This is a genomic window from Avibacterium endocarditidis (genome assembly GCF_002921145.1).
Taxonomy (GTDB): Bacteria; Pseudomonadota; Gammaproteobacteria; order Enterobacterales; family Pasteurellaceae; genus Avibacterium; species Avibacterium endocarditidis.
Genome location: NZ_PQVI01000139.1, coordinates 1 through 25,061, shown reverse-complemented (window position 1 = coordinate 25,061; position 25,061 = coordinate 1). Strand labels below are relative to the sequence as shown.

Below are 25,061 nucleotides of genomic sequence, written 5' to 3'. Positions count from 1 at the left end.
CAAAAGCGCCAATGGCAAGCAATAAAAATAACCCTACCCAAAATTCATACTTTGCTGTTTGTCGCATAAAAATACCTTAAATTTACACCGCACTTTATTTTGTGCTGTTTTTTAATGAAATGAAATAATCGCATTGGTTACTTCATAATTTATAAACTATTAACTACATATACCAAATATTGTTCTGCTAATAAGCATTCTGCCAAGCTGCTTTGAAATCGACAATATAAACATTTTCAATACCAATAAGAAATTTCACTTGATATTTACCATTTAAAATTGGGATTTCTTTTCGCTTACGAAATTTGTAAATATCCGCAGTATAAGACAATTTATCTACTTCACTTTTAATTGCATCATAAAACTGTTCAGAAATAATCGGATTTTGGGATTTTTGCAAAATATAGTCTGCTTGCTTGAGCAATTTATTTTCAGCAACACTATACCAAACGATGTTGTAATCAAACTTCATCATTTTTCAGTTAGCCCTAAACGATGACGCAAATTTTCCATAACTTGATCCTGCGATTTGGTTTCAACAAGACCATTTTCTAATTTGTAAAGTAAATCTATTTCATCTACCGTATAAAAGCTATTTTTAGCTTTGTACCGTTTTTTGAGTTCTTTCTCACCTTTTAGCACAAGTTCCATATGTCCTCCTTTGCAAGTTCATTGTTAATCATATCCCTGATTGCACAGTAAGCATATCATTATTTATACACTAGAAAGACTTTAACTCCCACCAAACATTATCGCGGTTAAAACGAAATCTAGCCCAAGTACCACAAGGGAAGCATTGACCACGGTTTTGGTGGTGGCTTTGCTGATGCCTTCGGAAGTTGGTATGCTGTCATAACCATTAAACAGAGCAATCCATACCACGGCAATGGCGAAAAATAGACTCTTAATTAAGCCATTGAGAATATCGGTTTTCCAGCTCACTGAGTTTTGCATTACTGACCAAAAACTGCCTGCGTCCACGCCTTTCCAATCAACCCCCACCAATGAGCCACCCCAAATACCAATGGCGATAAAAATAATGGATAAGATCGGCATTGCAATCACGCCCGCCCAAAAACGTGGCGAAATCACGCGGCGCAGCGGATCAACCGCCATCATTTCAAGGCTAGAAAGCTGTTCGGTGGCTTTCATCAAACCAATTTCTGCGGTTAGCGCAGATCCTGCTCGGCCTGCAAATAATAATGCGGTAACCACAGGGCCTAGCTCGCGTAATAAGGAAAGGGCAACCAGTTGCCCAAGGCTGGTTTCAGCAGAAAAATCCACTAGCACCACATAGCCTTGTAGCCCAAGCACCATACCAATAAACAAGCCTGAAAGCATAATAATCAGTAAAGATTGCACGCCCAAGACATAAAGCTGTTTAATCAGCAATGGAAAATGCTTTCTAATTTGTGGTTGCCCGACTAATGCGCCCCATAGCATAAAACCTGAACGCCCAATGCCCTTGCAAAAATTGATGGCACTGCGTCCCAAGGCGGAAATCATCTCACTTATCATCAAATAACTCCTGAACATAATCGCCAGCTGGGTAATGGAAACGCACAGGGCCGTCTGCTTCACCTTTAATAAATTGTTGCACTTGTGGATCTTGGCTAGCGAGCAATTCGGCTGGCGTTCCTTCAGCAATCACTTTTTTATCCGCAATAATATAGGCATAATCGGCGATACTTAGCACTTCTTGTACATCGTGAGAAACCACGATAGACGTGAGCTGTAACGCTTGATTTAAGCGTTTAATCAGGCTCACAATTACGCCCATACTAATAGGATCTTGTCCCGTAAATGGCTCATCATACATAATTAATTCAGGGTCAAGGGCAATGGTTCGTGCTAAAGCTGCACGCCTTGCCATACCGCCAGATAATTCAGAGGGCATTAAATCCGCTGCACCGCGTAACCCCACCGCTTGCAACTTCATCAATACCATTTCACGGATTAATTGTTCTGGCAAATTGGTATGTTCGCGAATAGGGAACGCCACGTTATCAAAGGTGGACATATCGGTAAACAATGCGCCTGACTGAAAGAGCATTCCGATGCGCTGACGCAATTTATAAAGCTCTGCACGGGACATTTGACAAATATCCTTACCATCGACCAAAATTTCTCCGCTATCAGGTGAAAGTTGCCCACCAATAAGACGCAACAAGGTGGTTTTCCCAATCCCTGACGGCCCCATTATGGCAGTGATTTTTCCCTGTTCAACGCGTAAATTCAGGCGATCATAAATGACACGCTCACCACGTTTAAAGGTGAGATTTTTTACTTCTACAAAAGAACGAGTCATAGCACGCTTATTCACCAGTGTTGTTCAAAATGTGGCAATGATATGCGATGCAAACAGAATGTCAAAGACTGTTTTCCTATTTTATTCATTGGTTTTATGATGCGTTAAGCTGAAAATACAATAAAAAGACGTAAACTCAGCGCTTTTTTCGTGGAATTTCGGCGAAAACAGACTTTGTAAAAAATTGTAAAAATTTACACCGCACTTCTATTTACACGGAATTGTTCTTGCTTTTAGTAAAATTATGCTATCATTTCGCACTTAATTAATCTTGAAAAAATGAGCCATTCAAACTATGAATATTCGTTGGAATATTGTTTTGTCGGTGATTGTCCTTGCATTACTCGCTTGGTTTTATAGCCTTCAGCAGAGTGATTCTGAAAAGCTTGCCGGCTTGATCAAATCAGAAGATAGCCCTGAATATGTTGGGGAGAAAATGCAAACGACTGTCTATTCACCTACAGGGGAAAAACAATATTTTGCTATCGCAAACAAAGTTGAACACTATGCGTCTAATGGAAACACAGATTTTCAGTATCCTGTGGTTTATCTTTATGATGTGCAAGATGAAACCTTAGGCACACAGAGTTGGAAAATCAGTGCTAAAAATGCCAAATTAACGAAAGATAATCTTTTATATTTAGAAGGCGATGTATTTGTGCAAAGCCTCTTGAGCGATTCGCGTCTGCAACGCGTGGATACCGAACGAGCTACGGTAAATTTAAAGACGCAAGATATTCACTCTGATACAATGGCCACCATTACTGGCTTGAATTTTACATCAAGCGGCGCCAAATTAACTGGTAACTTAAAACAACAAATTGCAACCTTAGCAGAACAGGTGAAAACCCACTATGAAATTAACAAGTAAATCTCTTTTATTTTTTACCGCACTTATGACTTCAATGTCAGCTTTTGCCTTAAAAGATGATACCAATCAACCGATTAACATTGAATCCAACAATCAATCCTTGGATATGGAAAACCAAACGGTAACCTTTACCGATAATGTGGTGATCACCCAAGGTTCTATTTTGATTAAAGCAGATAAAGTGGTGATTACGCGTCCACCTGAAAATTCCAACAAAAAGAAACCGTAGATGCCTATGGCCGTCCTGTTACCTTTCATCAATTATTAGATGATGGCAAACCAGTGGACGGCAAAGCGAATAAAGTGCATTACGATCTTGGTACAGAATTTTTAACCTTAACGGGCAATGCAGAATTAAAACAGCTAGACAGCAAAATCACAGGGCAACTAATCACTTATGATGTGAAAAAACAACAGCTAAAAGCCTCAGGTTCAAGCAAATCTCGTGTTAAAACCGTATTAATTCCTGCGCAATTAAACAGTAAAAAGAAATAGGATAGCCTTATGCCAACGCTTTATGCAGAACATTTAGCCAAAAGCTACAAGAGCCGCAAAGTGGTTTCTGATGTGAGTTTAAACGTGAAATCAAATGAAATTGTGGGCTTGCTTGGGCCTAATGGCGCGGGCAAAACCACCACGTTCTATATGGTTGTGGGCTTGGTGCAACAAGATGAGGGCAAAATTCGCATTGATGATGAAGATATTAGCTTACTGCCAATGCACGATCGCGCCAGAAAAGGCGTGGGCTATTTGCCGCAAGAAGCGTCTATTTTTCGCCGTTTAAGCGTGTACGATAACCTAATGGCGGTGCTAGAAATTCGTAACGATCTCAATGCACAACAACGCCGCGAAAGAGCGGAAGAATTAATCGAAGAATTTAACATTGGCCATATTCGCGATAACCTAGGGCAATCCCTTTCTGGTGGGGAACGCCGCCGTGTTGAAATTGCCCGTGCGTTAGCTGCGAATCCTAAATTTATTTTATTAGATGAACCTTTTGCTGGGGTCGATCCCATTTCTGTGATTGACATTAAAAAGATTATTATGGATCTGCGCGATCGTGGTTTAGGTGTGCTAATTACCGACCACAATGTGCGTGAAACCCTTGATGTGTGCGAGCGTGCTTACATTGTAAGTGCAGGGAAAATGATCGCCACAGGCACACCTGAAGAAGTGATGAATAACGAACAGGTGAAACGGGTTTATCTCGGTGAAGAATTTAAACTATAACTTATGACTAAATTTACCCAATTACTGAGTCCTGAAAATATTCGCCAAGGACTGGTTTGCTCAAGTAAAAAACGTGTTTTTGAAACCATTAGCCGCATTGTGGCGGATCAAATCCACGGCGAAGACGATCCTGAACACAGCAGTTTTGATTGCTTATTTAACCGTGAAAAGCTGGGTAATTCAGGCTTAGGTAATGGCGTAGCAATGCCCAAAGGGCGTTTGCATACAGGCGATAAACCTATTGCCGTGTTTTTGCAACTTGCCACGCCGATTGATTATGAAGCCGCCGATCACCGTGATGTGGATTTAATTTTTGCCTTACTCATTCCTTCTGAAGCTTGTGGCGAATTTTCTCAATCCGTGTTACCTGAATTAGCGGAAAAATTGCTAGATAAATCCCTTTGCAAGCAGTTAAGAGCAGCAAAAAGTGCGGAGGAAATTTGGCAAATTTTTGAATATGCTGATAATCATTCTGATGACGAACAAGACGCTGAGCAGCAAAGCGGACAAGAAAGCGAGCCAAAAGCCGAACAAGAAAATACACAGAATGAGCAAGCGGTAGAAACAGAACAGTAACAATCATTCAGGGGGAAATCAGATGGAAATCATCATTATTAGCGGACGTTCTGGTGCAGGCAAATCTGTTGCCTTGCGTGCCTTAGAAGACATTGGCTACTATTGTGTGGATAATCTCCCTGTCACCCTGCTGCCTGAGCTGGCAACAATTTTGGCGAAAAAGCAATCCTCTGTTGCCATTAGCATTGATATTCGCAATCTTCCTTCTTCAAACGCAGAACTGGAACACAGCCTTGAGCAACTGCAACAACATCATCAGGTAAAAATTATTTTCCTGGATAGTGAACGCAATGCGCTAATCAAGCGTTATAGCGATTCACGCCGTCTGCACCCGCTTTCCGTTGATTCCCTTTCCCTTGAAGCGGCCATTGATGCGGAACAGCAATATCTCACGCCACTGATTGATGCCGCCAATTTAATTATTGACACCACCCATCTTTCCACCCACGAGTTAGCAGAACGCTTGCGTGAATTTTTGCTCGGGCATACCCAAAAAGAATTAAAAATTATCGTCGAATCTTTTGGCTTTAAATATGGCATTCCGCTCGATGCAGACTATGTGTTTGATGTGCGTTTTCTGCCTAATCCTCACTGGAACCCAGAGCTACGCCCAATGACAGGGTTAGAACAGCCTGTAATGGATTTTCTCAACAAACATAATGAAGTGAACCACTTTATTTATCTCACCCGCAATTACATTGAAACCTGGCTGCCAATGTTAAAACAAAATAACCGCAGCTATCTCACCATCGCCATTGGCTGCACCGGCGGCAAACACCGCTCCGTTTACATTGCCCAACAAATCGGTGAATATTTCCAAGCCAAAGGGGAAAATGTTTTAATTCAGCATAAATCATTGGAAAGTTTAAAGAAAATGTAATTCAATGATCTTAGTTTGCCGAACAGCAAAGGTAATTTGAGTTGAAACTAAAAAGGCGGAAAAATTTCCGCCTTCTTTTTTGTATTATTCAAACAAATTCAAATGCAACGCTCTGACCACATCATCAGCTTGTTCGCTTTGGACTAACATACAGATGTTGTTAGTGCTTGCGCCGTAGCTGATCATTCTTACGTTGTAGGCTTCTAGGGTATCGAAAATTTGTTTTGCGATGCCTGCGGTGATATGCAGATCATTACCCACCAATGCCACTAAAGATAAGCCTGTATCCACTTTCACGCTAGACACTTCTCTTAATTCCGCGAGCAATTCTGGCGAGAGCATTTCCGCGCCTGATGAAGCAGATCCTGTTTTGTCTAAAGTGAGTGCGACGCTTACTTCAGAAGTGGTGATGGTATCCACAGAAATTTTGTGTTTCGCTAAAATATTGAACACATTTGCTAAGAAACCTTGTGCGTGTAGCATACTAAGGCTAGAAAGGGTTACCAAAGTTTGATCGCGGCGTAATGCAATTGCACGGAAGGTTGGACGTGGTTGTGGATCTTTGGTTACCCAAGTACCGCCATCTTGTGGGGCTTTGCTTGATCCTACGAACACAGGGATATTGCTGCGAACCGCTGGAAGCAAGGTTGCTGGGTGTAACACTTTCGCCCCGAACGTTGCCATTTCTGCGGCTTCCGCAAAGCTCATTGTGTCAATGCGTTGTGCTGCTGGCACAATGCGTGGATCGGTGGTGTAAATACCGGCTACGTCCGTCCAAATTAATACATCTTTGGCGTTTAATACTTCGGCTAAAAGTGCCGCAGAATAGTCGCTGCCGCCACGCCCTAAGGTGGTGGTTTTGCCTTGTGGATCGCGTCCAATAAAGCCTTGCGTGATAATCATTGTGTCGTTATCTTGAGCAAGAATCGGTTTTAATAGCGCATCGCTATTTTTCTGCGTTTGCTCGTCATCTGGCGCGGCTTTACCGAAATGACTGTTGGTTGCCACAATGGTACGCACGTCCACCCAAACGGCTTTTGCGCCAAGCTCTTTTAACACTTGAACGAAAAGCAAGGTGGACATCATTTCCCCTTGGCAGATCAATTCGTCTGTTAAAGCCGGTGAAGCAGCCACGCTTGCGGCATCAGCCAAGCTTTCGATATGTTTTAAAATTTCTTCAATTTTTGCCCGCACTTCGCTGTCGTCTTTAAGCTCAGCTAAAATCGCTTCTTCAATTTGACGTACTTCTGCGATGAGTTTCGCGCGTTCTTCTGCGTCTTTGCCATTAGCAAGCGCAACCAATAAATTGGTGATACCTGCCGAAGCAGAAAGCACCACCACACGCGTATTAGGATCTGCCGTTACAATATTTGCACAAGCGCTCATTGCGCTATGATTTGCAACGCTAGTTCCACCGAATTTTGCCACAGAGAGAGTTGACATAGTTTTACCTTCCTATAAAAATCAATGATGTTGTATTAGAATGCCCTAGAAATAACGATTTCATTAAACATTGTCAAATATTATTTTATAAAATTAAATAAAAACGTCATTTTTAAAATGACGTTTTGATATTATAAAATTTTAGCCCGAATAATCGAATAATTTTCAATTTCTCACTAAGGAATTAAGGACGCGCTAAATAATCCCCTACGCCCACCCATTTGTAAGATGTTAGCGCTTCTAATCCCATTGGTCCGCGAGAATGGAGTTTTTGTGTACTCACCGCCACTTCTGCGCCTAAGCCAAATTGCCCGCCATCAGTAAAACGAGTGCTTGCATTGACATACACCGCCGCGCTGTCCACTTGATTGATAAATTGTTGCGCAAGACGTTGCAAGCTGGTTAAGATCGCATCAGAATGTTGCGTACCATATTGATTAATAAAGGCCACCGCTTCATCAATATCTTTGACAATCACCACGTTGAGATCAGGCGAACCCCATTCTTGTTGTAAATCCTGCTCTTGCAATGGCACAACTTGTGCCCCCGAATCGCTTAAAATAGAAAGTGCGGTGGAATTTGCGTGAAATTTTATTTTCGATTGGCTAAATTCCGCCAACATTGGCAAAAATTGCGCGGCGATGCTTTCTTGCACCAACAAGGTTTCAAGGGTATTACAAGTGCTTGGGCGCTGTGTTTTAGCGTTGCTAATCACCGCTAAGGCACGATTTAAATCGGCGCTTTCTTCCACGAAAGTATGGCATACGCCCACACCCCCAACGATCACAGGAATGGTGGAATTTTCTTTACAAAGCTGATGTAAGCCCGCACCGCCCCTTGGAATAAGCATATCCACATAGCGATCCAGTTTCATTAATTGCATCACTAAATCGCGGTTTGGATCAGTAATGGCTTGCACGGCGTATTGCGGTAAATTAGCTTGTAATAAGGCTTGTTGCACCACTTCAACTAAAATTTTGTTGGAATGTTGCGTTTCCTTGCCGCCGCGTAAAATCACCGCATTGCCTGTTTTTAAGCATAAGCTAGCAACATCAATGGTTACGTTTGGTCGCGCTTCATAAATGGTTGCCACCACGCCTAAAGGCACGCGCACACGTTCAATTTTTAATCCACTGTCTAAGGTGCCGCCGTCAATGATTTTACCCACTGGATCGGGCAGAGAAATAATATGACGAACATCTTGGGCAATGGCGTGTAGCCGTTCAGGCGTAAGCAATAGACGATCAATCAAGGCTTCTGACAAACCATTTTGTTGAGCGGCTTGAATGTCTTTTTCATTTTTCGCCAAAATGCGATCAGCTTGTTGTTCTAATTGATCGGCGATACATTGAAGCGCGTGATTTTTTTCTTTCTCACTACATTGCGCCAACACAAAAGCCGCTTGTTTGGCTTGTTTACCCATTTCTACTAAATTCGTCATTGTTTATCCTTATTTTAATTTTTATTTGATTTTTTTCGGCAGTTTGTCATCGGCTTGCTTTTCGGCGATTTCCTGCTCTTGATAATCGAACACTGGCAAATGCCACTCAAAACGAATGGCGAGCAAGCGAATGGTAAAACCGCAAGCGAGGGTCACCACGATCACGATATTGTGATTAATATTCAATTGAAGCAAGCCAATATAAATACTTGCCGCCAGCAATGCAACACTGGCATACAGCTCTTTTTGAAAGACAAGAGGAATGCGGTTGCACAGCAAATCCCGCAGCACGCCACCAAATGCACCAGTGATAATGGCAGCAATAATCGCAATAATAAAACTATGCCCCATATCTAACGCAATCTGCGTGCCGATAATGGAAAATACGATAAGCCCTAAGGCATCTAGCACTAAGAAAATGGTGCGAAAATAGCGCATAAAATGGCGAATGAATGGCGCGATCACCACTGTTAGCACTGCGGCGCTGGCAACAATAATAAAGTAATGAGGATTTTTCACCCAACCAAGGGGATAATGCCCGAGCAGCACATCACGTACCGAACCACCGCCAATGGCAGTCATTGAGGCGATGATAACCACGCCGAAAATATCCATTTTTTCACGTCCAGCGGCTAATGCCCCTGTGATCGCTTCGGCGGTGATACCCACAATATACAAAATGCTCAGTAGCATAGATCCCTTCATTAAAGTGCGGTGAAAATTTTTATTATTTTAGGGGGGAATATGCCCTATAACAAGGAGAAAAATTCATAGATTTTTGACCGCACTTTTAAATTTCTGCATAATGTGCCACCTATTTGGATAAAAAGGAAAAATTATGTCAGAAAGCCAATCTAAATCTTTCACTTTTATGTTAAGCGCCATTCCACTTTGTTTGTTAATTTTGGTGGATAGCTTTGCATTATTTTTGCAAGGGCAACCCAAAGCCATTTCTCATTTGAGCTTAGCGGTGCTTGCGACGCAATTATTATGTGTACTGGTGTTTCATAAAGGACAAATTTGTAACGGGCAACGAGGGCGTTTGGTCAAGGTCAATGGCTATTTGTTCGTTTATTGGGGATTTTGGCTGCTGCTAAGTTTATTCTCAAATTATCATTATGTGCTGACGGATATGGTGAGCCTGTGCGGTATCGGGCTTTCACTGGCAATTTGGTTTCAGCCTACAGATACGCAGTTACGTCAATCTATTTTATTATTGGGGGCATTGTTAGGTGGGCTTGGTGTGATTGTCTATTCCTTGATTTTTCTACAACTCCCTTGGCTTGCTTTGCTACCTTACAATTTCTTCGGGCAACTCTTTATGGGCGTGATTCTGGCAAATCTCTTTTTGGTGATTGCGAAAAACCGCTTGCAAGGTTTCATCGCCCTATTGCCTCTTGTGATGATGATTTTCTTATTATTAAATGGCATTTTATCTACGGTATTAATTTACCTTGCACATCAAAGTGCGGTAGTTTTTCTAACGAATTTGCCTTGGGGCTTTATTTCTTCTTACATTTGGTGCTAGTGGCAATCATTGCATTGCCGATTTTGACGAAAACTAAATTGAGTTATCCAACATTATCATTGCTCTTTTTCATCGCTTTGAGTTTGCCTATTTGGGCGAATTTTAGTTTGATTGCTAGATAAAGATAAAAAATAGGGCAGAAAATTCTGCCCTTATTGTTATGGTTTATAAATAATTTCTACGCCTTCATCATCTTCATCTGACCAATCGTCCCAATCGTCATCTTCATCATCAAATTGATTTTGAGCAAGTTGTTCTTGGTGATAATCGTCCCACTTGAATTTCACTTCTTCTGGATTTTCAGGTTCTTTCTCATCTTCCCTTGGGTGGGCATCTAGATAGTCCATAATATCACGGCAAAGTGGTTCAACATTTTTACCCGTAGCGGCGGAAATTAAATAATAATCACCTTCCCAGCCCACGCGCTCAACGATTTCTTTAGCACGTTCTTGTGCTTCTTCATCAGACATCGTGTCGATTTTGTTAAACACCAGCCATTGGTTTTTTTCGGCAAGTTTTTCGCTATATTGGAAAAGCTCACTTTCAATAATGGCAATGTTATCTGCAGGATCGCTACCATCAATAGGATTGATGTCCACAAGGTGAAGCAGCACTCGACAACGTTCCAAGTGTTTTAAGAAGCGGATACCTAATCCTGCCCCTTCTGCCGCGCCTTCAATCAGCCCAGGAATATCAGCCACCACAAAGCTACGATTATCACCCACGCGAGCTACCCCTAAACTTGGCACTAAGGTGGTGAAAGGGTAGTCTGCCACTTTTGGCTTCGCCGCAGAAACAGCACGAATAAAGGTGGATTTACCAGCATTTGGTAAGCCTAACATTCCTACGTCTGCGAGTAGCATTAATTCTAATAATAGATCGCGTTTTTCCCCGGGCGTGCCGTTAGTTTTTTGCCGTGGTGCACGGTTTACCGAAGATTTAAAACGGGTGTTGCCTAAACCGTGATAGCCGCCTTTGGCAATCAGCATTTTGGCACCGTGTTTGGTTAAATCTCCGAGGATTTCTTTGGTGTCGTTATCAATCGCACGCGTTCCTACTGGCACTCTTAGTGTGATGTCTTTACCACGGCGTCCTGTGCAGTCTGAGCTGCGGCCATTTTCACCACGTCCTGCGGCAAAACGTTTTTCAAAACGGTAGTCGATCAGGGTGTTAAGGTTTTCATCGGCAACAAGATACACATCGCCGCCATCACCGCCATCACCGCCATCAGGTCCGCCTTTCGGGATAAATTTTTCGCGGCGGAAGCTCACACAACCGTTTCCGCCATCACCAGCCTCAATGCGAATCAAGGCTTCATCAATAAACTTCATTTTTTCTCCTATTTCTTATTCTTTATAAATTTGTGTCCAATTGCTGAGAACATTGCACCAAGTACCACCACGAATGCGCCAATATAGCTTAGGTTGTTGAGATCTGGCGCAGAAAAATCTTGTGGATCGATTGCGTGGAGCAAATGGGAAAAGGCAATGGTAAATAATGGCACCAGCGTTACAACTACGCTCACTTTTGCCACTTCCCAGCGGTTTAAGGCTTCGGCATAAGCGCCGTAGCCGATCAATGTATTTAAACAACAGTAAATAAAACAAGCTAAGGTTAAACCACTTAGCCCCTGTACTTGTGAAACCTGTGCAAAGGGCGTAAAGACCATTGCACAACCAAAATAAAACATTAATAGCACTTGTTGTGCCGTGAATTGGCGTAACATCAATTTTTGTGCCAACCCATAAGCAACCCAAATTAAGGCGGCGCAAACGCTTAATAATACCCCGATTAAATACCCATTCAGCTGGGTAAATTGGCCGAGCTTGTCATTAAAAAATAGCCCTAAACCAATAATTAAAATCACCAGTCCAATTTTTTGGTGTAAACCTAACCGCTCTTTGAAAATAATCACGCCACAAATCAGCATCGCAAAGGAAGAAAGGTGGATAAAAATCTGTGCGACCGAGGGTTCAATAAATTGTAATGAGGTATTAAATAAAGAGAAGTTGCCTGAAAGCCCGATAATGCCAAAAACTAACAAGCCCACATAATAGCGGTTAAGCTGTGAGAGCTTAGGCAATTTTTTGCTTAATCCTAAAAATAGCAGTAGGGCGGAACTGGCTACAATAAAGCGATACCAAACAATCGTTTGTGGTGTCATTACATTTAACACTTGCTTTAAAGCAATAGGCAGTGAACCCCAAGCCATTGCGGTGATTAAGGCAAATGTAAATCCTAATAGGGGTTGTTGTTTCATTACATTTCCTCCTTAATCTGGGCGATATTCTCTTTTTATCTTTTACGCGGTTGAAATTGGTATATGGGGGCAGCTTTGGCAATTTCTATATTAGCACGCAAAATTTTTTAAATGATGTGGATTATATAGGCTAATAACAAAAAAGCCCCACAAAACTGTGAGGCATTTTATTCTGTTTATTTGTAAAATTATTCAGCTACGATACTAACGTATTTACGATTTTTCTCGCCTTTAACTTCAAATTTTACTTTACCATCAGCAGTTGCGAATAAAGTGTGGTCTCTACCCATACCTACGTTAGCACCTGCGTGGAATTTTGTACCACGCTGACGAACGATAATGCTACCTGCTAATACTGATTCGCCACCGAAGCGTTTAACACCAAGGCGTTTAGCTTCAGAATCACGACCGTTACGAGTTGAACCACCAGCTTTTTTAGTTGCCATCTACTTGATCTCCTCTGAAATTATGCTTGAATCCCAGTGATTTTCACTTCTGTGAACCACTGACGATGACCTTGTTGTTTACGACTGTGTTTACGACGACGGAATTTAACGATTTTCACTTTATCGCCACGACCGTGTGAAACCACTTCAGCCACTACTTTCGCACCAGCTACAACTGGCGCACCGATTTTAACATCTTCACCATTAACGACCATTAACACTGAGTCGAATTCAACGCTTTCGCCAGTTGAAACTTCAAGTTTCTCTAAACGAACAACTTGACCTTCGCTTACTCGGTGTTGTTTACCGCCACTTTGGAAAACTGCGTACATAAATACTCCGCTATACATTGTGCTTTAATGTTTAATTCATTTAGCACATCAAAATTCATATAAATAGGTCGCAAATTCTACGGAAAAACAAACCCGATAGCAAGAATTTATTTTGCAATAAAAATAAAAAAAAGTTAGATTTACGCTGGTTTGATTTCAGAAAGCCAAGAAAATCAGGTAAAATCAACCGCACTTTAGGCAATAATAAACACATTCACGATGATAGATAAACGCAATCTTATGGATATAAATGCAATCCAAATGCTCATCAATGAGGATATGCAGAAAGTTAATGCCAAAATTTTGGCGCAGCTTAATTCTGACGTACCGCTGATTAATCAGCTGGGCTATTACTTAATTCAAAGTGGTGGCAAACGCATTCGCCCGATGCTTGCCGTGTTGGCCGCCAATGCGCTGGGTTATCAAGGGGAAGAGCATATTAATTGTGCCACTTTCATTGAGTTTACCCATACAGCAACCTTGTTGCACGATGACGTGGTGGACGAATCAGAAATGCGCCGCGGCAAACCCACGGCCAATAGTGAATTCGGCAATGCGGCCAGCGTGCTGGTGGGCGATTACATTTATACTCGTTCTTTTCAGCTAATGACGGATACTAACTCGCTGAAAATTTTAAAAATAATGTCTGATGCCACCAATGTGATTGCGGAAGGGGAAGTTCAACAATTAATGAATATGAACGATCCTGATACCACAGAAGAAAGCTATATGCGTGTTATTTATAGCAAAACTGCACGTTTATTTGAGGCCGCAACGCAGTGTTCCGCCATTGTCGCAGGGGGGAGCGAAGCGCAAGAGCTAGCATTGCAACAATACGGACGCTATCTCGGCACCGCATTCCAACTTATTGATGATGTATTGGATTATCAAGCTGACGCGCAAACCTTAGGCAAAAATATTGGTGATGATCTCGCTGAAGGCAAACCGACCTTGCCATTATTACACGCAATGCACAGCGGTGATGAAAGCCAACGCCAGCTTATTCGCAACGCCATTGAACAAGGCGGCCAACGTGAAATTTTAAATGACGTGCTTGCCATAATGGCACAATATGGCTCCATTGAATACACGATCGACCGCGCGCGCCAAGAAGCACAAAAAGCCATTGATGCCATTGCCATTTTGCCTGAAAGTGAGTATAAACAAGCACTGATTTCTTTGGCTTATTTATCAGTGGATAGAACAACCTAATTTTATTTTTAGCTATTATTGATTATGGAACAACAAACCAATCACGAAACAAACAAAAGTGCGGTGGAATTTTCGCAAAAATCGCACCGCACTTCGCGTAAAGCGAAAAAAGATCCGAATGCGCCTTTTGTGCGTGAAAAATTAACCTTGCCAAATGGACACCAAAAATTGCTGCTCCATTCTTGCTGCGCCCCTTGCTCGGGTGAGGTGATGGAAGCCATTTTGGCCTCTGGCATTGAATTTACCATTTACTTCTACAATCCGAATATTCACCCATTAAAAGAATATTTAATCCGTAAAGAAGAAAATATCCGCTTTGCAGAAAAATTTGGTATTCCTTTTATTGACGCAGATTACGATCGGCAAAACTGGTTCGATCGTGCGAAAGGAATGGAAAACGAGCCAGAACGTGGCATTCGCTGCACAATGTGCTTTGATATGCGTTTTGAAAAAGCCGCACAATATGCGCACGAAAATGGTTTCCCCGTGTTTACGAGCTGTTTAGGCATTTCTCGCTGGAAAGATATGAACCAAATTAACGGCTGCGGACACCGCGCGGCGGCAAAATATGATGATGTGGAATATTGGGATTACAACTGGCGTAAAGGCGGTGGCTCACAACGAATGATCGAAATCAGCAAACGCGAACGTTTCTATCAACAAGAATATTGCGGCTGCGTTTATTCCTTGCGCGATACCAACAAATGGCGCGAAGCGAACGGCAGACAAAAAATCGAAATTGGTAAATTGTATTACACCAACGATTAATTGAATACATAAGTAAAAGGGAATGATTTATCATTCCCTTTTGTTCAATATGGTTAATTTTTCGTCGCGTTGTTCAGCGTGCGCTTTTTTCTGCTCTTTCATTTTCGCGCTGATTTCACGGCGTTGGGTGGCGAGTTCAGCGTTGCGGATACGATATTCGTCCACGCGCGTATCATAATCATCACGCATATTTTCGATAATTACGCGAATGTCTTCCACGCTCATATCATCGCGAATATATTGGTTTAAATTGTCTAATAAAAGTACACGTTTTTGGTTGTCACGGATTTTGCGGTTATTGTCATCAATATCACGCAATAATTTGTTTTTTAAACGATACATACGCACATACTCCAAGACATCTTGGAAAGATTGTTTATTCACAGTTTCCATAATTTAACTCTCTAGTGGGATTAACATAAATTCAGTGGGCGAAAACGCCATTGCGTGAGTTAATGTAGTCTTTTTTGCTTTTTTCGTCAAAGTATTCCGCCATTTTTTGTGGGGAAAATCAAAAATTTTTCTGAATTAAATAAAAGCGGTTGATCCGCCTCCCTTGAGGTGATAAAACTAACAAATTCTTTTTACACAACCATCATAATTAGGAACGAAAAATGACACAGGTATTTAATTTTAGCGCTGGGCCTGCAATGATGCCGCGCGAAGTGTTAGAACAAGCGCAAGCAGAATTATTAAACTGGCAAGGTCAGCACACTTCAGTTATGGAAGTGAGCCACCGCGGTAAGCTGTTTATGGAACTGATTACCCAAGCAGAAAAAGATTTCCGCACGCTTTATCATATTCCTGATAATTACAAAATTCTCTTTTTACAAGGTGGTGCGCGCGGACAATTTGCCGCTGTGCCGATGAATTTAATTGGTGAAAAAGGCAAGGCCTTATATTTAACCAGTGGTCATTGGTCGGCGACAGCAGCTAAAGAAGCCCGTTTATTCTGTGAAGTCGATGAGATCAATATTTTATCCGAAGGTGCCGAATTAAAAGTGGATCGCCTTGACTTCAGCGATATTGCCGATCAGTATGATTATGTGCATTATTGCCCAAATGAAACCATCAGTGGGGTGGAAATTTTTGATGTGCCAAAGGTGGGCAATGCGGTATTAGTGGCAGATATGTCTTCTAATATTCTTTCGCGCGAAGTGGATATTAACCAGTTTGGCATTATTTATGCGGGTGCGCAGAAAAATCTTGGCCCAGCAGGCATCACCATTGTGATCGTGCGTGAAGATTTAATCGGCAAAGCACGCAAAGCCACACCATCTATTTGGAATTATGAAGTGCAAGCCAATAGCGATTCGATGATCAACACGCCACCAACCTTTGCGTGGTATTTGTGTTCTTTGGTGTTCAAATATTTGCTGGAACGCGGTGGCGTAAAAAGCGGCGGAAAAACGCAATCAAGAAAAAGCACAGCTGCTTTACGATTATTTAGATCAAAGCGATTTCTATCATAATTTTGTGGCGAAAAACAACCGCTCTTTAATGAACGTTACTTTTACCACGGGCAACGATGAACTGAATATGAAGTTTGTTAGCCAAGCCACTGAAGCAGGCTTGCAAGCCTTAAAAGGCCATAAGGTGATTGGCGGAATGCGTGCGTCTATTTATAACGCAATGCCGATTGAAGGAGTAAAAGCCTTAATTGCGTTTATGGAAAAATTTGCTGCCGAAAATCGCTGATCTTTTTTATAACACGTTTGATTATGAATGTAATCGCAAGCAAATAAACTGAAATATCAACACAAGGAATTACAATGCAATTTATTGATGTTGCAAATGAGGGCGTGAAATCCCTCTCCCCTTATCAAGCGGGAAAACCCATTGAAGAATTAGAACGTGAGTTGGGCATTCAAAATATTGTAAAACTCGCTTCAAATGAAAACCCTTTTGGCTTTCCGCAAAGTGCCATTGAAGCGATCCAAGCACAGTTGCCCCATTTAACCCGTTACCCCGATGCCAACGGTTTTGAGTTAAAAGCCGTAATCGCCGAGAAATTTGGTGTGCAACCAGAGCAAATCACCCTTGGCAATGGCTCAAATGATCTTTTGGAATTGTTTGCTCACACCTTTGCGAGTGAAAAAGATGAAATTATTTATTCGCAATACGCCTTTATTGTGTACCCGCTGGTTACCAAAGCCATTAATGCGGTGGCAAGAGAAATCCCTGCCAAAAATTGGGGACACGATTTAGACGGCTTTTTGCAAGGGATCAATGACAAAACCAAGCTCATTTTCATTGCGAACCCGAATAATCCAACGGGAAATTTCCTTTCCCAACAAGAAATTGAACAATTTTTAGCGCAAGTGCCAGCCCATATCATTGTGGTGCTTGATGAAGCCTATACAGAATTTACTCGTCCCGAAGAACGCATTGATTCCTTTGCCCTTGCGAAAAAATATCCGAATCTAATTATTTCTCGTTCCCTTTCCAAAGCCTATGGATTGGCAGGATTGCGTATTGGTTATGCGGTGTCTAACCCTGAAATTGCGGATTTATTAAACCGTGTGCGTCAGCCGTTTAACTGCAACGTACTGGCACTTTCCGCAGCTGTGGCAGTGCTGAAAGACGATGCTTTCATCGAAAAAGTGGCAGAAAACAACCGCACTGAAATGCAACGCTATGAACAATTTTGCCAGCAACATCAGCTGGAATATATTCCGTCCAAAGGCAATTTCATCACCATTGATTTTAAACGCCCAGCGCAGCCTATTTATGAACAATTATTGCGTGAGGGCGTGATTGTGCGTCCAATCGCAGGTTATGGAATGCCAAATCATCTACGCGTGAGCATTGGTCTGCCTGAAGAAAATGATAAATTTTTCATCGCACTTTTGAATGTATTAAATAAGGGCTAAAGGGAATATGGAAAAATTAACGCTACAACCTATTTCGTTTGTGGAAGGGGAAATTAATCTCCCTGGTTCAAAAAGTTTATCCAACCGCGTCTTGTTATTAGCCGCGCTTGCCAAAGGCACAACACAGGTGCGAAATTTGCTCGACAGCGATGACATTCGCCATATGCTCAACGCTTTACAAGCCTTAGGCGTAAAGTATCAGCTTTCACAAGATAAGCGTGAATGCAAAATTGAAGGCGTGGGCGGGGCATTTCAATGGCAAGGCGGTTTATCCCTTTATCTTGGCAACGCGGGAACGGCGATGCGACCTTTGAGTGCCGCATTATGCTTAAAAGGGGAAGTGCCTGCGGAAATCATTTTAACGGGTGAACCGCGAATGAAAGAGCGTCCAATTAAGCATTTGGTGGACGCATTACGTCAAGTTGGCGCGAATATTAGCTATTTAGAAAATGAAGGCTACCCGCCCATTGCCATTCAAAATAGCGGTTTAAAAGGCGGAAAAGTGCAAATTGACGGCTCAATTTCTTCGCAATTTTTGACCGCACTTTTAATGGCCGCGCCACTTGCAGAAGGGGATATGGAAATTGAAATCATCGGTGATCTGGTTTCCAAACCTTACATTGACATCACCCTTGCAATGATGAAAGATTTCGGCGTCACCGTGCGTAATGATGGCTACCGCACGTTCTTTGTACAAGGCAACCAGAGTTACATTTCGCCCAAACGCTATTTAGTGGAGGGCGATGCCTCTTCCGCCTCTTATTTCCTTGCTGCAGGCGCCATTAAAGGAAAAGTGAAAGTTACCGGCATTGGCAAAAACTCCATTCAAGGGGATCGTTTATTTGCCGATGTACTAGAAAAAATGGGTGCGAAAATCACTTGGGGAGAAGATTTCATTCAAGCAGAAAAAGGCAATCTCAAAGGCATTGATATGGATATGAACCATATTCCCGATGCCGCAATGACCATTGCCACCACCGCGCTTTTTGCCGATGGGGAAACCGTGATCCGCAATATTTATAACTGGCGCGTAAAAGAGACCGACCGCCTTAGCGCAATGGCCACCGAGCTACGCAAAATCGGCGCAGAAGTGGAAGAGGGCGAAGATTACATTCGTATTCAACCGCTGCCGTTAGACCAATTCCAACCAGCGGAAATCGAAACCTATAACGATCACCGAATGGCAATGTGCTTCGCCCTTGTAGCACTTTCCAACACCCCGGTAACCATTCTCGATCCTAAATGCACCGCGAAAACTTTCCCAACGTTTTTTGCGGAGTTTGGGAAGATTGCAAAATGATGTTTTTATATCCTAGATAAAAAAAGCCCCAAGGTGTTTGCCTCGGGGTTTATTTTTCGTATGAAATTAAAAGTGCGGTGGTTTTTTCGCACATTTTTTATTTCAGATTTTCCATTTTTTTATGGCTAGCTTTTGCAAGAATTCCCTTTCTTCATCACTTTGCCGAAATCATTTTGGCTATCTGGCTTGCTTTGGTTATTGGGAGCACCTTTTTGTACAGGGTATTTGCTGTCCATTTGCCACGCATTCCAACCACCGTCATAAATTGCCGTATCTTGCCAACCTGCCAATTGGGTGATAAACCAAGAAACGCCAGCACGCCAGCCCGTGCCACAATAAAACGCCAATTTATCCCCTTTGTGAATGCCTTGCGTTTGCCATAAGGCAAAGATCTCATTTGGGTTGCGCAAGGTGTTATCTGGATCGTAATAATCTGCCAAGTTGGAAGAGTCTGTGCCAGCAAAGCCCCAAATTGCGCCCTGCGGTTCGCCTTTGCCGAGGATATAATCATAGCCGCTGATCTTGCCAGTGTATTCGTCCCACGCTCGGTTACTGATCAGCTTTAAGCCTTGTTTTTGCGCATCGATAACCTGCTGCGGCGTGACAATATCAATTTGTGGATTGGCCGGAATTTTTGTGCCAAATTCGCGTTCAGGCTGCGGAATATTGACCTGCGTTTCCGTTGGTAAACCTGCGTCCACCCAAGTGCCAAGATTACCATTTAGCACGCGAACATCTTCCACGCCAGCCCATTTTAACGCCCAGAAAATGCGGTAGGCGGCGAGCTGGTTGTCGGAATATAAAATCACGGTTTTATCTTTTGTGATGCCATTTTTTAGCAAGTTCTGCTCAATCACGTCAGGGGAGGACAAATTCCATACGGGATCGTTTTCCACCCAATCCGTATTAAAATGGTAAGCGCCCACAATGTGCTGGGTGTAAGATTTAGCATTTTCCAAACTGCCCCAAGACACTTCAAACAGCATTACTTTGTCATTGGTTAAGGTTTCTGGTTTTTCGCCTTTTAATGCCGCATTCACCCATTGTGGCGAAACGCTATATTGGAAATTCGCAAAGGATTCCAGCGGATAATCCGCATTGACATAGCTGATAAAATCGTTAAAACGATGAACTTTGTAGCCTTTTGCGGCGAACTCGGCGGTAACGCAATCTAAATTGTCGGCATTGCTATCATAAAAAACCAGATTCTTTTCTTTGGTAATCCCCTTCCCTTCGACAAAAGATTCAAATTTTTCAGGTTGAATATTGCCAATCCAATCACAGCTAAATTGCACTGCCCCTTTGATGTGTCCGCCCCTTGTGGCGTTTTTATCTTTGAAACCGTTATATAAACTGTCTTGCCTTGTATCCACAATAACAAAATCAGGATTCTCAAGCTGCTTGAGCAATTCTGGGGTATCAATCACTTTCACCGTGCGATCATCACAAGCAGACAACGCCACGCTCACAGCGACCGCCAATAAGATGGGTTTCATTTTCATAAGATTTCCTTTTGACTAAAGTTAAACGCCACATTTTGTGGGCTTGATAACAACAGAAGTTAGCCAACAACCCAGCATAATCATCAAGGTTGCTAGCCAGCCTTGCCAAGAAAAATAGGCGGTGGAAACTAACGCATTGGTTACGGTACAACCGCCTGCTAAAGCGGCGCCAATGCCCATTACGACACCGCCCAAAATACGCTGCAACACGCCTTTCGGCTCAGGGAAACGCCAATGCAATTCGCCTGCTAATTTAGCGCTCAGCAACGCCCCCAGTGGAATGCCTAGCACAAAAAGCGTTCCCCAGTTCCAGTAACGCTGCTGCCCTGTTACCACATATTGCACCACATTAGCAGAAGGCACAGAAATGCCAAAACCAAAATTTCGCCCTGTTTTTGCACTCAACCACCACGCTACAATGCCTAACAATCCGATGGCTACGGCGGTGAGAAAAGGGTGCCAAGTGCGGGCAAAAATTTTAGGCAAAATCAACGCGGCACTAGGCTCTTGCGGAAATTGATAACGCGGGTGTTTAATATAGTAATAAAGCAAAAGTGCAGTAATAAAAATTAGCAAAATCACGCAAATCCAAGGGGAAAGATTGAAAGTGAGATAAATATTATCCAACGAGATAGGATTTTCTAACAGGGCATTAATTTGATATTTTAAAATTCCCGATTGCGTGGCCGCCATTGTAAGGGCAAAACTCAGCAACGCCAAATAACTCCCCACTGCCCCTTCAGCACTACGAAACCACGCACCGCTACCACAGCAATTCGCCAAACTCATTCCGATACCAAACAACAATCCCCCTAACAGCGTGGCGAAAATAGGCAACTGGCTTGTAGGAATAGTGATGAGATTAAACTGCACAAGGGTAAAAAATCCCACAGATTGAATCGATATGGCAATAAAAAGTGCGGTCAAAAGGATATTTTTTTGTGTATAAAGCGTCCGAAAGCCAGACACAAAACAGAATTGCCCACGTTGTAACAAAAAGCCAAACAATAGGCCGATAAGAAAACCTGAATACATCGATTAAACCTTAATACGATTATTTGGGAAGTGCCTGAATTAAAGCATAGCCTACGAAAATTTTCAATTTATTAAATCTGATTTTCTGTGCGAAATCACAAAAAATTCCCCATTTTTAACCGCACTTTCAATGAGGAAGATCAAAAAGAAAAATAGATTTTCCATTGAGATTACACACATAAAATAGTAAAGTAACCCACTGTTTCTTCATTCATTACAACTCAGCATACAAGGCGGAATCTATGGGAAAAAGTGTTGTTATCTTAGGCGCTCAATGGGGCGATGAAGGTAAGGGGAAAATCGTTGATCTATTAACGGATCGCGTAAAATATGTAGTGCGTTATCAAGGCGGACACAATGCAGGGCATACCCTGATTATTAACGGTGAAAAAACCGTGTTACGTCTGATTCCATCGGGTATTTTGCGTGAAAACGTCACCTGTTTAATCGGTAATGGTGTTGTGCTTTCACCAGAAGCCTTAATGCAAGAAATGTGCGAATTAGAAGGGCGTGGCATCAATGTGCGCGATCGCTTGCTAATTTCAGAAGCTTGTCCATTAATTTTGCCTTATCACGTTGCAATGGATCACGCTCGTGAAGCTGCATTGGGCAAAAAAGCCATTGGTACAACCGGCCGTGGTATTGGCCCTGCCTATGAAGATAAAGTGGCGCGCCGTGGATTGCGTGTTGGCGATCTTTTCGATCTTGAAAGTTTCGCTGAAAAACTCAAAAATATTTTAGATTACTACAACTTCCAACTTGAGCATTATTACAAAGTTGAGCCGATTGATTACGAAAAAACCTTAGCGGCAGTGAAAGAAGTCGCACCAATTATTACCAGAATGGTTGCTGATGTTACCGCGATTCTTGATGTTGCACGCAAAAATGGCGATAACATTCTATTTGAAGGCGCACAAGGCACAATGCTTGATATTGACCAAGGCACTTACCCTTATGTAACCAGCTCAAATACTACAGCTGGTGGGGTTTCCACAGGTTCTGGCTTTGGCCCACGCCATATTGATTATGTGCTAGGGATCATCAAAGCCTATTGCACCCGCGTTGGTGGTGGCCCATTTGCAACAGAATTATTTGATGATGTGGGCGCTGAAATTGCACGCAAAGGGAATGAATTTGGTGCAGTAACTGGCCGTCCACGCCGTTGCGGTTGGTTTGATGCCGTGGCAATGCGCCGTGCCATTCAAGTGAACTCCATTTCTGGTTTCTGTATGACTAAACTTGATGTGCTAGATGGTTTTGATGAAATCAAAATCTGTGTCGGCTACAAAATGCCAAATGGCGAAATCGCTGAATTTGCTCCGCTCGCGGCAAAAGATTGGGAAGGCGTTGAGCCTATTTATGAAACCCTCCCTGGCTGGAAAGAAAGCACTTTTGGCGTAACCGATGTGAATAAATTGCCAGAAAACACGCGCAAGTATATTAAACGCATTGAAGAAGTAACGGGTGTACCGGTCGATATTCTTTCAACTGGCCCAGATCGCATTGAAACAATGATTTTACGCGATCCGTTTGCTGAATAAAACTAATAAGCCTCTGTCTATAAACAGAGGCTTATTTTTATATTTTATTTCTTCGGCTCCAACACAAATTCACCGAATGAAGAATTAATATGGAAATTTGGTTTTTCGGTTTTTGGATCAACCCAAGTAATCCAATTTGCTTGTTCTTTGCCTTTTCCTTTAATAATAGAAAATTCCGCACGATAAGCCCCTGCGCGAATTTTATTGCCTTGAATTAAATTATGTTCTTTTAATTCACTGAGCGCAATTTTACCTTCAAGGGTATAACCTTTTTCTGTGCGGACGCCCACGGTTTCTAGGGTTTTTGGATCCCATTCTGCATTAATATTTTTTTCAACATCCACGCAACATTGATAATGTGCGGCCTTTGTAATCCATTTCTAAAGCAACATATTTTGGGATATTTTCCATCTGCTTGCTGTTTATCAATTTCGCCTGGTGCCATAAATAATTCTACACGGTCTTCACGCGCAACCATCCATTCGTGATCGGTGGTGTCATAAATTAAAACATTCGGATCTTCTACATCAAAAGAGAAATAAAAATTTTGATCATCATGAAACGCCTTAAATTCTGTTTTTGGCATTTGCGCTTGTTCCCAAGGATTAACAAAATCCGTTACCCCTTGCACTTTGCCCCACACGGCTTCATCAAGCTTACCATCTAACACTGGCGCTTGTGATTCAAATGCCACGTTATAGCTCTTAGCTGGTGCTTCTGCTGCCGCATTCATTGAAAATAATGCACCGAAAAGTGTTGCAACTAATAATTTCTTCATAAAAATCCTCCTATGAATTAAAGATGAAATGAATCATTATCTATAAGTTTGACGCATTAAACGAATAATAGTGATGGTATTTACCACCATAACCGTGCTTTCTAATAACACGCCACCTAAAGATCCCACTAAAATATTATTTGTTAGCCAACAAGCCGAGCCGATTAACATAAATAAACGCATTGGAATGCCTTTTAATAAAAATAATGAAATTGTTCCAATGGTTGAGGCAATAATTGGGAAAACCTGCCAAACGGAATCTGCAATGACATAGCCAAAAATAATCCCTAATAAAACAAAAAAGAAGGCAATATATTTTGATGAAACATAAATAGATGTTGCCGTTCTTAAGGTGGAAAGTAACGAACTTAATGCCGCTACATTTGCACCTAATAAAATAAAATGGCTCATATAGGTGATATTTTGAATCAACATCACAATTTTGAGCTTTTTATCATTCTTTTGGTAAAAACAATTACTCCTAATATAAAAGCCAAAATACCGAGTAATTGTGGAATGTTTATAATATTGTCTAGCATAAAATGTATTAATTAATATTCTATAAACTTATATCTAGCCAAACAAAATTGAATTTTAAACTAGAATATCCGTTCTGTCTATGAATAAGTTTTGATTTTGTGATCTTGATCTAACATTTTTCAAAACTAATGTTTCAAATAAGAAAAGCGGTCTAAAATAGACCGCTCTTTTTCTATGTATCTTCTCTGCGTCACGCC

General features: G+C 41.9%; 26 protein-coding genes and 3 pseudogenes. 12 read left to right on the top strand and 17 right to left on the bottom strand.

Features of this window, described 5'->3' with window-relative positions; genetic code table 11:
* Positions 1-187: 187 nt before the first annotated feature.
* The 4 genes from C3Z13_RS10320 to mlaF form a co-directional block, all read right to left on the bottom strand.
* On the bottom strand, positions 188-475 hold the full coding sequence (locus C3Z13_RS10320; protein ID WP_103855859.1) for a plasmid stabilization protein: 288 nt from the start codon (positions 473-475) through the stop codon (positions 188-190).
* Positions 472-651, bottom strand: coding sequence for a hypothetical protein (locus tag C3Z13_RS10315; protein WP_103855858.1), 180 nt, complete (start codon positions 649-651; stop codon positions 472-474). The genes C3Z13_RS10320 and C3Z13_RS10315 overlap by 4 nt, the downstream gene beginning before the upstream one ends.
* Before the next feature lie 81 nt (positions 652-732).
* Entirely contained in the window at positions 733-1,518 is a 786-nt protein-coding gene (mlaE, locus tag C3Z13_RS10310; RefSeq protein ID WP_103855857.1) for a lipid asymmetry maintenance ABC transporter permease subunit MlaE, read from the bottom strand.
* The gene (mlaF, locus tag C3Z13_RS10305; RefSeq protein ID WP_103855856.1) at positions 1,508-2,308 is read right to left on the bottom strand and encodes a phospholipid ABC transporter ATP-binding protein MlaF; all 801 of its coding nucleotides are present in this window, start codon (positions 2,306-2,308) and stop codon (positions 1,508-1,510) included. The genes mlaE and mlaF overlap by 11 nt, the downstream gene beginning before the upstream one ends.
* Before the next feature lie 295 nt (positions 2,309-2,603).
* Here mlaF and lptC point away from each other — a divergent pair, with 295 nt between their 5' ends.
* From lptC to rapZ, 5 genes and pseudogenes are all read left to right on the top strand, one after another.
* Positions 2,604-3,179 (top strand): LPS export ABC transporter periplasmic protein LptC, encoded by a 576-nt coding sequence (gene lptC, locus C3Z13_RS10300; protein WP_103855855.1) that lies wholly within the window; start codon positions 2,604-2,606, stop codon positions 3,177-3,179.
* Positions 3,163-3,674, top strand: a pseudogene (lptA, locus tag C3Z13_RS10295) (lipopolysaccharide transport periplasmic protein LptA). Before lptC ends, lptA begins: the two are co-directional and overlap by 17 nt.
* Before the next feature lie 9 nt (positions 3,675-3,683).
* Positions 3,684-4,409, top strand: coding sequence for an LPS export ABC transporter ATP-binding protein (gene lptB / locus C3Z13_RS10290; protein ID WP_103855854.1), 726 nt, complete (start codon positions 3,684-3,686; stop codon positions 4,407-4,409).
* A 3-nt stretch (positions 4,410-4,412) separates the two neighbouring features.
* On the top strand, positions 4,413-4,985 hold the full coding sequence (gene ptsN, locus C3Z13_RS10285) for a PTS IIA-like nitrogen regulatory protein PtsN (protein WP_103855853.1): 573 nt from the start codon (positions 4,413-4,415) through the stop codon (positions 4,983-4,985).
* Positions 4,986-5,007: 22 nt separating this feature from the next.
* Positions 5,008-5,865, top strand: a complete 858-nt coding sequence (gene rapZ, locus C3Z13_RS10280) for an RNase adapter RapZ (protein ID WP_103855852.1) — start codon at positions 5,008-5,010, stop codon at positions 5,863-5,865.
* 84 nt (positions 5,866-5,949) lie between these two features.
* On the opposite strand, the gene lysC is transcribed toward rapZ, so the two are convergent.
* The 3 genes from lysC to C3Z13_RS10265 form a co-directional block, all read right to left on the bottom strand.
* Complete coding sequence (lysC, locus tag C3Z13_RS10275) at positions 5,950-7,308, bottom strand: lysine-sensitive aspartokinase 3 (RefSeq protein WP_103855851.1); 1,359 nt, start codon at positions 7,306-7,308, stop codon at positions 5,950-5,952.
* Positions 7,309-7,492: 184 nt separating this feature from the next.
* Positions 7,493-8,749 carry a glutamate-5-semialdehyde dehydrogenase gene (proA, locus tag C3Z13_RS10270; RefSeq protein WP_103855850.1) on the bottom strand — a complete coding sequence of 419 codons (1,257 nt, stop codon included), beginning with the start codon at positions 8,747-8,749 and terminating at the stop codon, positions 7,493-7,495.
* A gap of 21 nt (positions 8,750-8,770) precedes the next feature.
* On the bottom strand, positions 8,771-9,442 hold the full coding sequence (locus C3Z13_RS10265) for a trimeric intracellular cation channel family protein (protein WP_103855849.1): 672 nt from the start codon (positions 9,440-9,442) through the stop codon (positions 8,771-8,773).
* Positions 9,443-9,587: 145 nt separating this feature from the next.
* On the opposite strand from C3Z13_RS10265, the pseudogene C3Z13_RS10260 reads away from it, so the two are divergent.
* Positions 9,588-10,399, top strand: a pseudogene (locus C3Z13_RS10260) (hypothetical protein).
* A gap of 36 nt (positions 10,400-10,435) precedes the next feature.
* Here the strand turns inward: C3Z13_RS10260 and cgtA are convergent.
* The 4 genes from cgtA to rplU form a co-directional block, all read right to left on the bottom strand.
* Positions 10,436-11,608, bottom strand: coding sequence for an Obg family GTPase CgtA (gene cgtA, locus C3Z13_RS10255; RefSeq protein WP_103855848.1), 1,173 nt, complete (start codon positions 11,606-11,608; stop codon positions 10,436-10,438).
* An 8-nt stretch (positions 11,609-11,616) separates the two neighbouring features.
* The gene (locus C3Z13_RS10250; RefSeq protein WP_103855847.1) at positions 11,617-12,537 is read right to left on the bottom strand and encodes a DMT family transporter; all 921 of its coding nucleotides are present in this window, start codon (positions 12,535-12,537) and stop codon (positions 11,617-11,619) included.
* A 188-nt stretch (positions 12,538-12,725) separates the two neighbouring features.
* Positions 12,726-12,983 carry a 50S ribosomal protein L27 gene (rpmA, locus tag C3Z13_RS10245; protein ID WP_103853279.1) on the bottom strand — a complete coding sequence of 86 codons (258 nt, stop codon included), beginning with the start codon at positions 12,981-12,983 and terminating at the stop codon, positions 12,726-12,728.
* Positions 12,984-13,003: 20 nt separating this feature from the next.
* Positions 13,004-13,315, bottom strand: coding sequence for a 50S ribosomal protein L21 (rplU, locus tag C3Z13_RS10240; RefSeq protein ID WP_103853280.1), 312 nt, complete (start codon positions 13,313-13,315; stop codon positions 13,004-13,006).
* Positions 13,316-13,555: 240 nt separating this feature from the next.
* Here rplU and ispB point away from each other — a divergent pair, with 240 nt between their 5' ends.
* Positions 13,556-14,527 carry an octaprenyl diphosphate synthase gene (gene ispB / locus C3Z13_RS10235; protein ID WP_103855862.1) on the top strand — a complete coding sequence of 324 codons (972 nt, stop codon included), beginning with the start codon at positions 13,556-13,558 and terminating at the stop codon, positions 14,525-14,527.
* Between the two features lie 24 nt (positions 14,528-14,551).
* The gene (locus C3Z13_RS10230; protein WP_245872635.1) at positions 14,552-15,295 is read left to right on the top strand and encodes an epoxyqueuosine reductase QueH; all 744 of its coding nucleotides are present in this window, start codon (positions 14,552-14,554) and stop codon (positions 15,293-15,295) included.
* Between the two features lie 30 nt (positions 15,296-15,325).
* Here the strand turns inward: C3Z13_RS10230 and C3Z13_RS10225 are convergent, their stop codons facing one another.
* The gene (locus tag C3Z13_RS10225; protein ID WP_103855846.1) at positions 15,326-15,688 is read right to left on the bottom strand and encodes a DUF496 family protein; all 363 of its coding nucleotides are present in this window, start codon (positions 15,686-15,688) and stop codon (positions 15,326-15,328) included.
* A 221-nt stretch (positions 15,689-15,909) separates the two neighbouring features.
* On the opposite strand from C3Z13_RS10225, the pseudogene serC reads away from it, so the two are divergent.
* From serC to aroA, 3 genes and pseudogenes are all read left to right on the top strand, one after another.
* Positions 15,910-16,993, top strand: a pseudogene (gene serC / locus C3Z13_RS10220) (3-phosphoserine/phosphohydroxythreonine transaminase).
* 74 nt (positions 16,994-17,067) lie between these two features.
* Positions 17,068-18,168, top strand: coding sequence for a histidinol-phosphate transaminase (gene hisC, locus C3Z13_RS10215; protein WP_103855845.1), 1,101 nt, complete (start codon positions 17,068-17,070; stop codon positions 18,166-18,168).
* A 7-nt stretch (positions 18,169-18,175) separates the two neighbouring features.
* Positions 18,176-19,468, top strand: coding sequence for a 3-phosphoshikimate 1-carboxyvinyltransferase (gene aroA, locus C3Z13_RS10210; RefSeq protein WP_103853286.1), 1,293 nt, complete (start codon positions 18,176-18,178; stop codon positions 19,466-19,468).
* A 125-nt stretch (positions 19,469-19,593) separates the two neighbouring features.
* On the opposite strand, the gene C3Z13_RS10205 is transcribed toward aroA, so the two are convergent.
* Together C3Z13_RS10205 and C3Z13_RS10200 are read right to left on the bottom strand one after the other, a co-directional pair.
* Positions 19,594-20,970, bottom strand: a complete 1,377-nt coding sequence (locus tag C3Z13_RS10205; RefSeq protein ID WP_219827914.1) for a rhodanese-like domain-containing protein — start codon at positions 20,968-20,970, stop codon at positions 19,594-19,596.
* Between the two features lie 21 nt (positions 20,971-20,991).
* Positions 20,992-22,005 carry a YeeE/YedE family protein gene (locus C3Z13_RS10200; protein WP_103855844.1) on the bottom strand — a complete coding sequence of 338 codons (1,014 nt, stop codon included), beginning with the start codon at positions 22,003-22,005 and terminating at the stop codon, positions 20,992-20,994.
* 242 nt (positions 22,006-22,247) lie between these two features.
* Here C3Z13_RS10200 and purA point away from each other — a divergent pair, with 242 nt between their 5' ends.
* Positions 22,248-23,546, top strand: a complete 1,299-nt coding sequence (gene purA / locus C3Z13_RS10195; protein WP_103855843.1) for an adenylosuccinate synthase — start codon at positions 22,248-22,250, stop codon at positions 23,544-23,546.
* 44 nt (positions 23,547-23,590) lie between these two features.
* Here purA and C3Z13_RS12740 read toward each other — a convergent pair whose 3' ends face one another.
* The 3 genes from C3Z13_RS12740 to C3Z13_RS10180 are packed head-to-tail and all read right to left on the bottom strand — an operon-like array spanning position 23,591 to position 24,765.
* Positions 23,591-23,890: a sugar-binding protein gene (locus C3Z13_RS12740; protein WP_181022052.1), complete on the bottom strand. Its 300-nt coding sequence runs from the start codon at positions 23,888-23,890 to the stop codon at positions 23,591-23,593.
* Positions 23,842-24,324: a sugar-binding protein gene (locus tag C3Z13_RS12735; RefSeq protein ID WP_103855841.1), complete on the bottom strand. Its 483-nt coding sequence runs from the start codon at positions 24,322-24,324 to the stop codon at positions 23,842-23,844. The genes C3Z13_RS12740 and C3Z13_RS12735 overlap by 49 nt, the downstream gene beginning before the upstream one ends.
* Positions 24,325-24,360: 36 nt before the next feature.
* Positions 24,361-24,765, bottom strand: coding sequence for a YgjV family protein (locus C3Z13_RS10180; RefSeq protein ID WP_425427473.1), 405 nt, complete (start codon positions 24,763-24,765; stop codon positions 24,361-24,363).
* Positions 24,766-25,061: the final 296 nt, after the last annotated feature.

Bases quoted from the DNA above. Each gene is read 5' to 3' on its own strand.
- cgtA (WP_103855848.1), bottom strand. From the start codon at position 11,608: ATGAAGTTTATTGATGAAGCCTTGATTCGCATTGAGGCTGGTGATGGC.
- ptsN (WP_103855853.1), top strand. From the start codon at position 4,413: ATGACTAAATTTACCCAATTACTGAGTCCTGAAAATATTCGCCAAGGA.
- purA (WP_103855843.1), top strand. From the start codon at position 22,248: ATGGGAAAAAGTGTTGTTATCTTAGGCGCTCAATGGGGCGATGAAGGT.
- aroA (WP_103853286.1), top strand. From the start codon at position 18,176: ATGGAAAAATTAACGCTACAACCTATTTCGTTTGTGGAAGGGGAAATT.
- C3Z13_RS10315 (WP_103855858.1), bottom strand. From the start codon at position 651: ATGGAACTTGTGCTAAAAGGTGAGAAAGAACTCAAAAAACGGTACAAA.
- C3Z13_RS10320 (WP_103855859.1), bottom strand. From the start codon at position 475: ATGATGAAGTTTGATTACAACATCGTTTGGTATAGTGTTGCTGAAAAT.
- mlaE (WP_103855857.1), bottom strand. From the start codon at position 1,518: ATGATAAGTGAGATGATTTCCGCCTTGGGACGCAGTGCCATCAATTTT.
- ispB (WP_103855862.1), top strand. From the start codon at position 13,556: ATGGATATAAATGCAATCCAAATGCTCATCAATGAGGATATGCAGAAA.
- C3Z13_RS12735 (WP_103855841.1), bottom strand. From the start codon at position 24,324: ATGAAGAAATTATTAGTTGCAACACTTTTCGGTGCATTATTTTCAATG.
- mlaF (WP_103855856.1), bottom strand. From the start codon at position 2,308: ATGACTCGTTCTTTTGTAGAAGTAAAAAATCTCACCTTTAAACGTGGT.
- proA (WP_103855850.1), bottom strand. From the start codon at position 8,749: ATGACGAATTTAGTAGAAATGGGTAAACAAGCCAAACAAGCGGCTTTT.
- lptB (WP_103855854.1), top strand. From the start codon at position 3,684: ATGCCAACGCTTTATGCAGAACATTTAGCCAAAAGCTACAAGAGCCGC.
- hisC (WP_103855845.1), top strand. From the start codon at position 17,068: ATGCAATTTATTGATGTTGCAAATGAGGGCGTGAAATCCCTCTCCCCT.
- C3Z13_RS10250 (WP_103855847.1), bottom strand. From the start codon at position 12,537: ATGAAACAACAACCCCTATTAGGATTTACATTTGCCTTAATCACCGCA.
- C3Z13_RS10225 (WP_103855846.1), bottom strand. From the start codon at position 15,688: ATGGAAACTGTGAATAAACAATCTTTCCAAGATGTCTTGGAGTATGTG.
- C3Z13_RS10205 (WP_219827914.1), bottom strand. From the start codon at position 20,970: ATGAAAATGAAACCCATCTTATTGGCGGTCGCTGTGAGCGTGGCGTTG.
- rapZ (WP_103855852.1), top strand. From the start codon at position 5,008: ATGGAAATCATCATTATTAGCGGACGTTCTGGTGCAGGCAAATCTGTT.
- rplU (WP_103853280.1), bottom strand. From the start codon at position 13,315: ATGTACGCAGTTTTCCAAAGTGGCGGTAAACAACACCGAGTAAGCGAA.
- rpmA (WP_103853279.1), bottom strand. From the start codon at position 12,983: ATGGCAACTAAAAAAGCTGGTGGTTCAACTCGTAACGGTCGTGATTCT.
- C3Z13_RS10200 (WP_103855844.1), bottom strand. From the start codon at position 22,005: ATGTATTCAGGTTTTCTTATCGGCCTATTGTTTGGCTTTTTGTTACAA.
- C3Z13_RS10265 (WP_103855849.1), bottom strand. From the start codon at position 9,442: ATGCTACTGAGCATTTTGTATATTGTGGGTATCACCGCCGAAGCGATC.
- lptC (WP_103855855.1), top strand. From the start codon at position 2,604: ATGAATATTCGTTGGAATATTGTTTTGTCGGTGATTGTCCTTGCATTA.
- C3Z13_RS10230 (WP_245872635.1), top strand. From the start codon at position 14,552: ATGGAACAACAAACCAATCACGAAACAAACAAAAGTGCGGTGGAATTT.
- lysC (WP_103855851.1), bottom strand. From the start codon at position 7,308: ATGTCAACTCTCTCTGTGGCAAAATTCGGTGGAACTAGCGTTGCAAAT.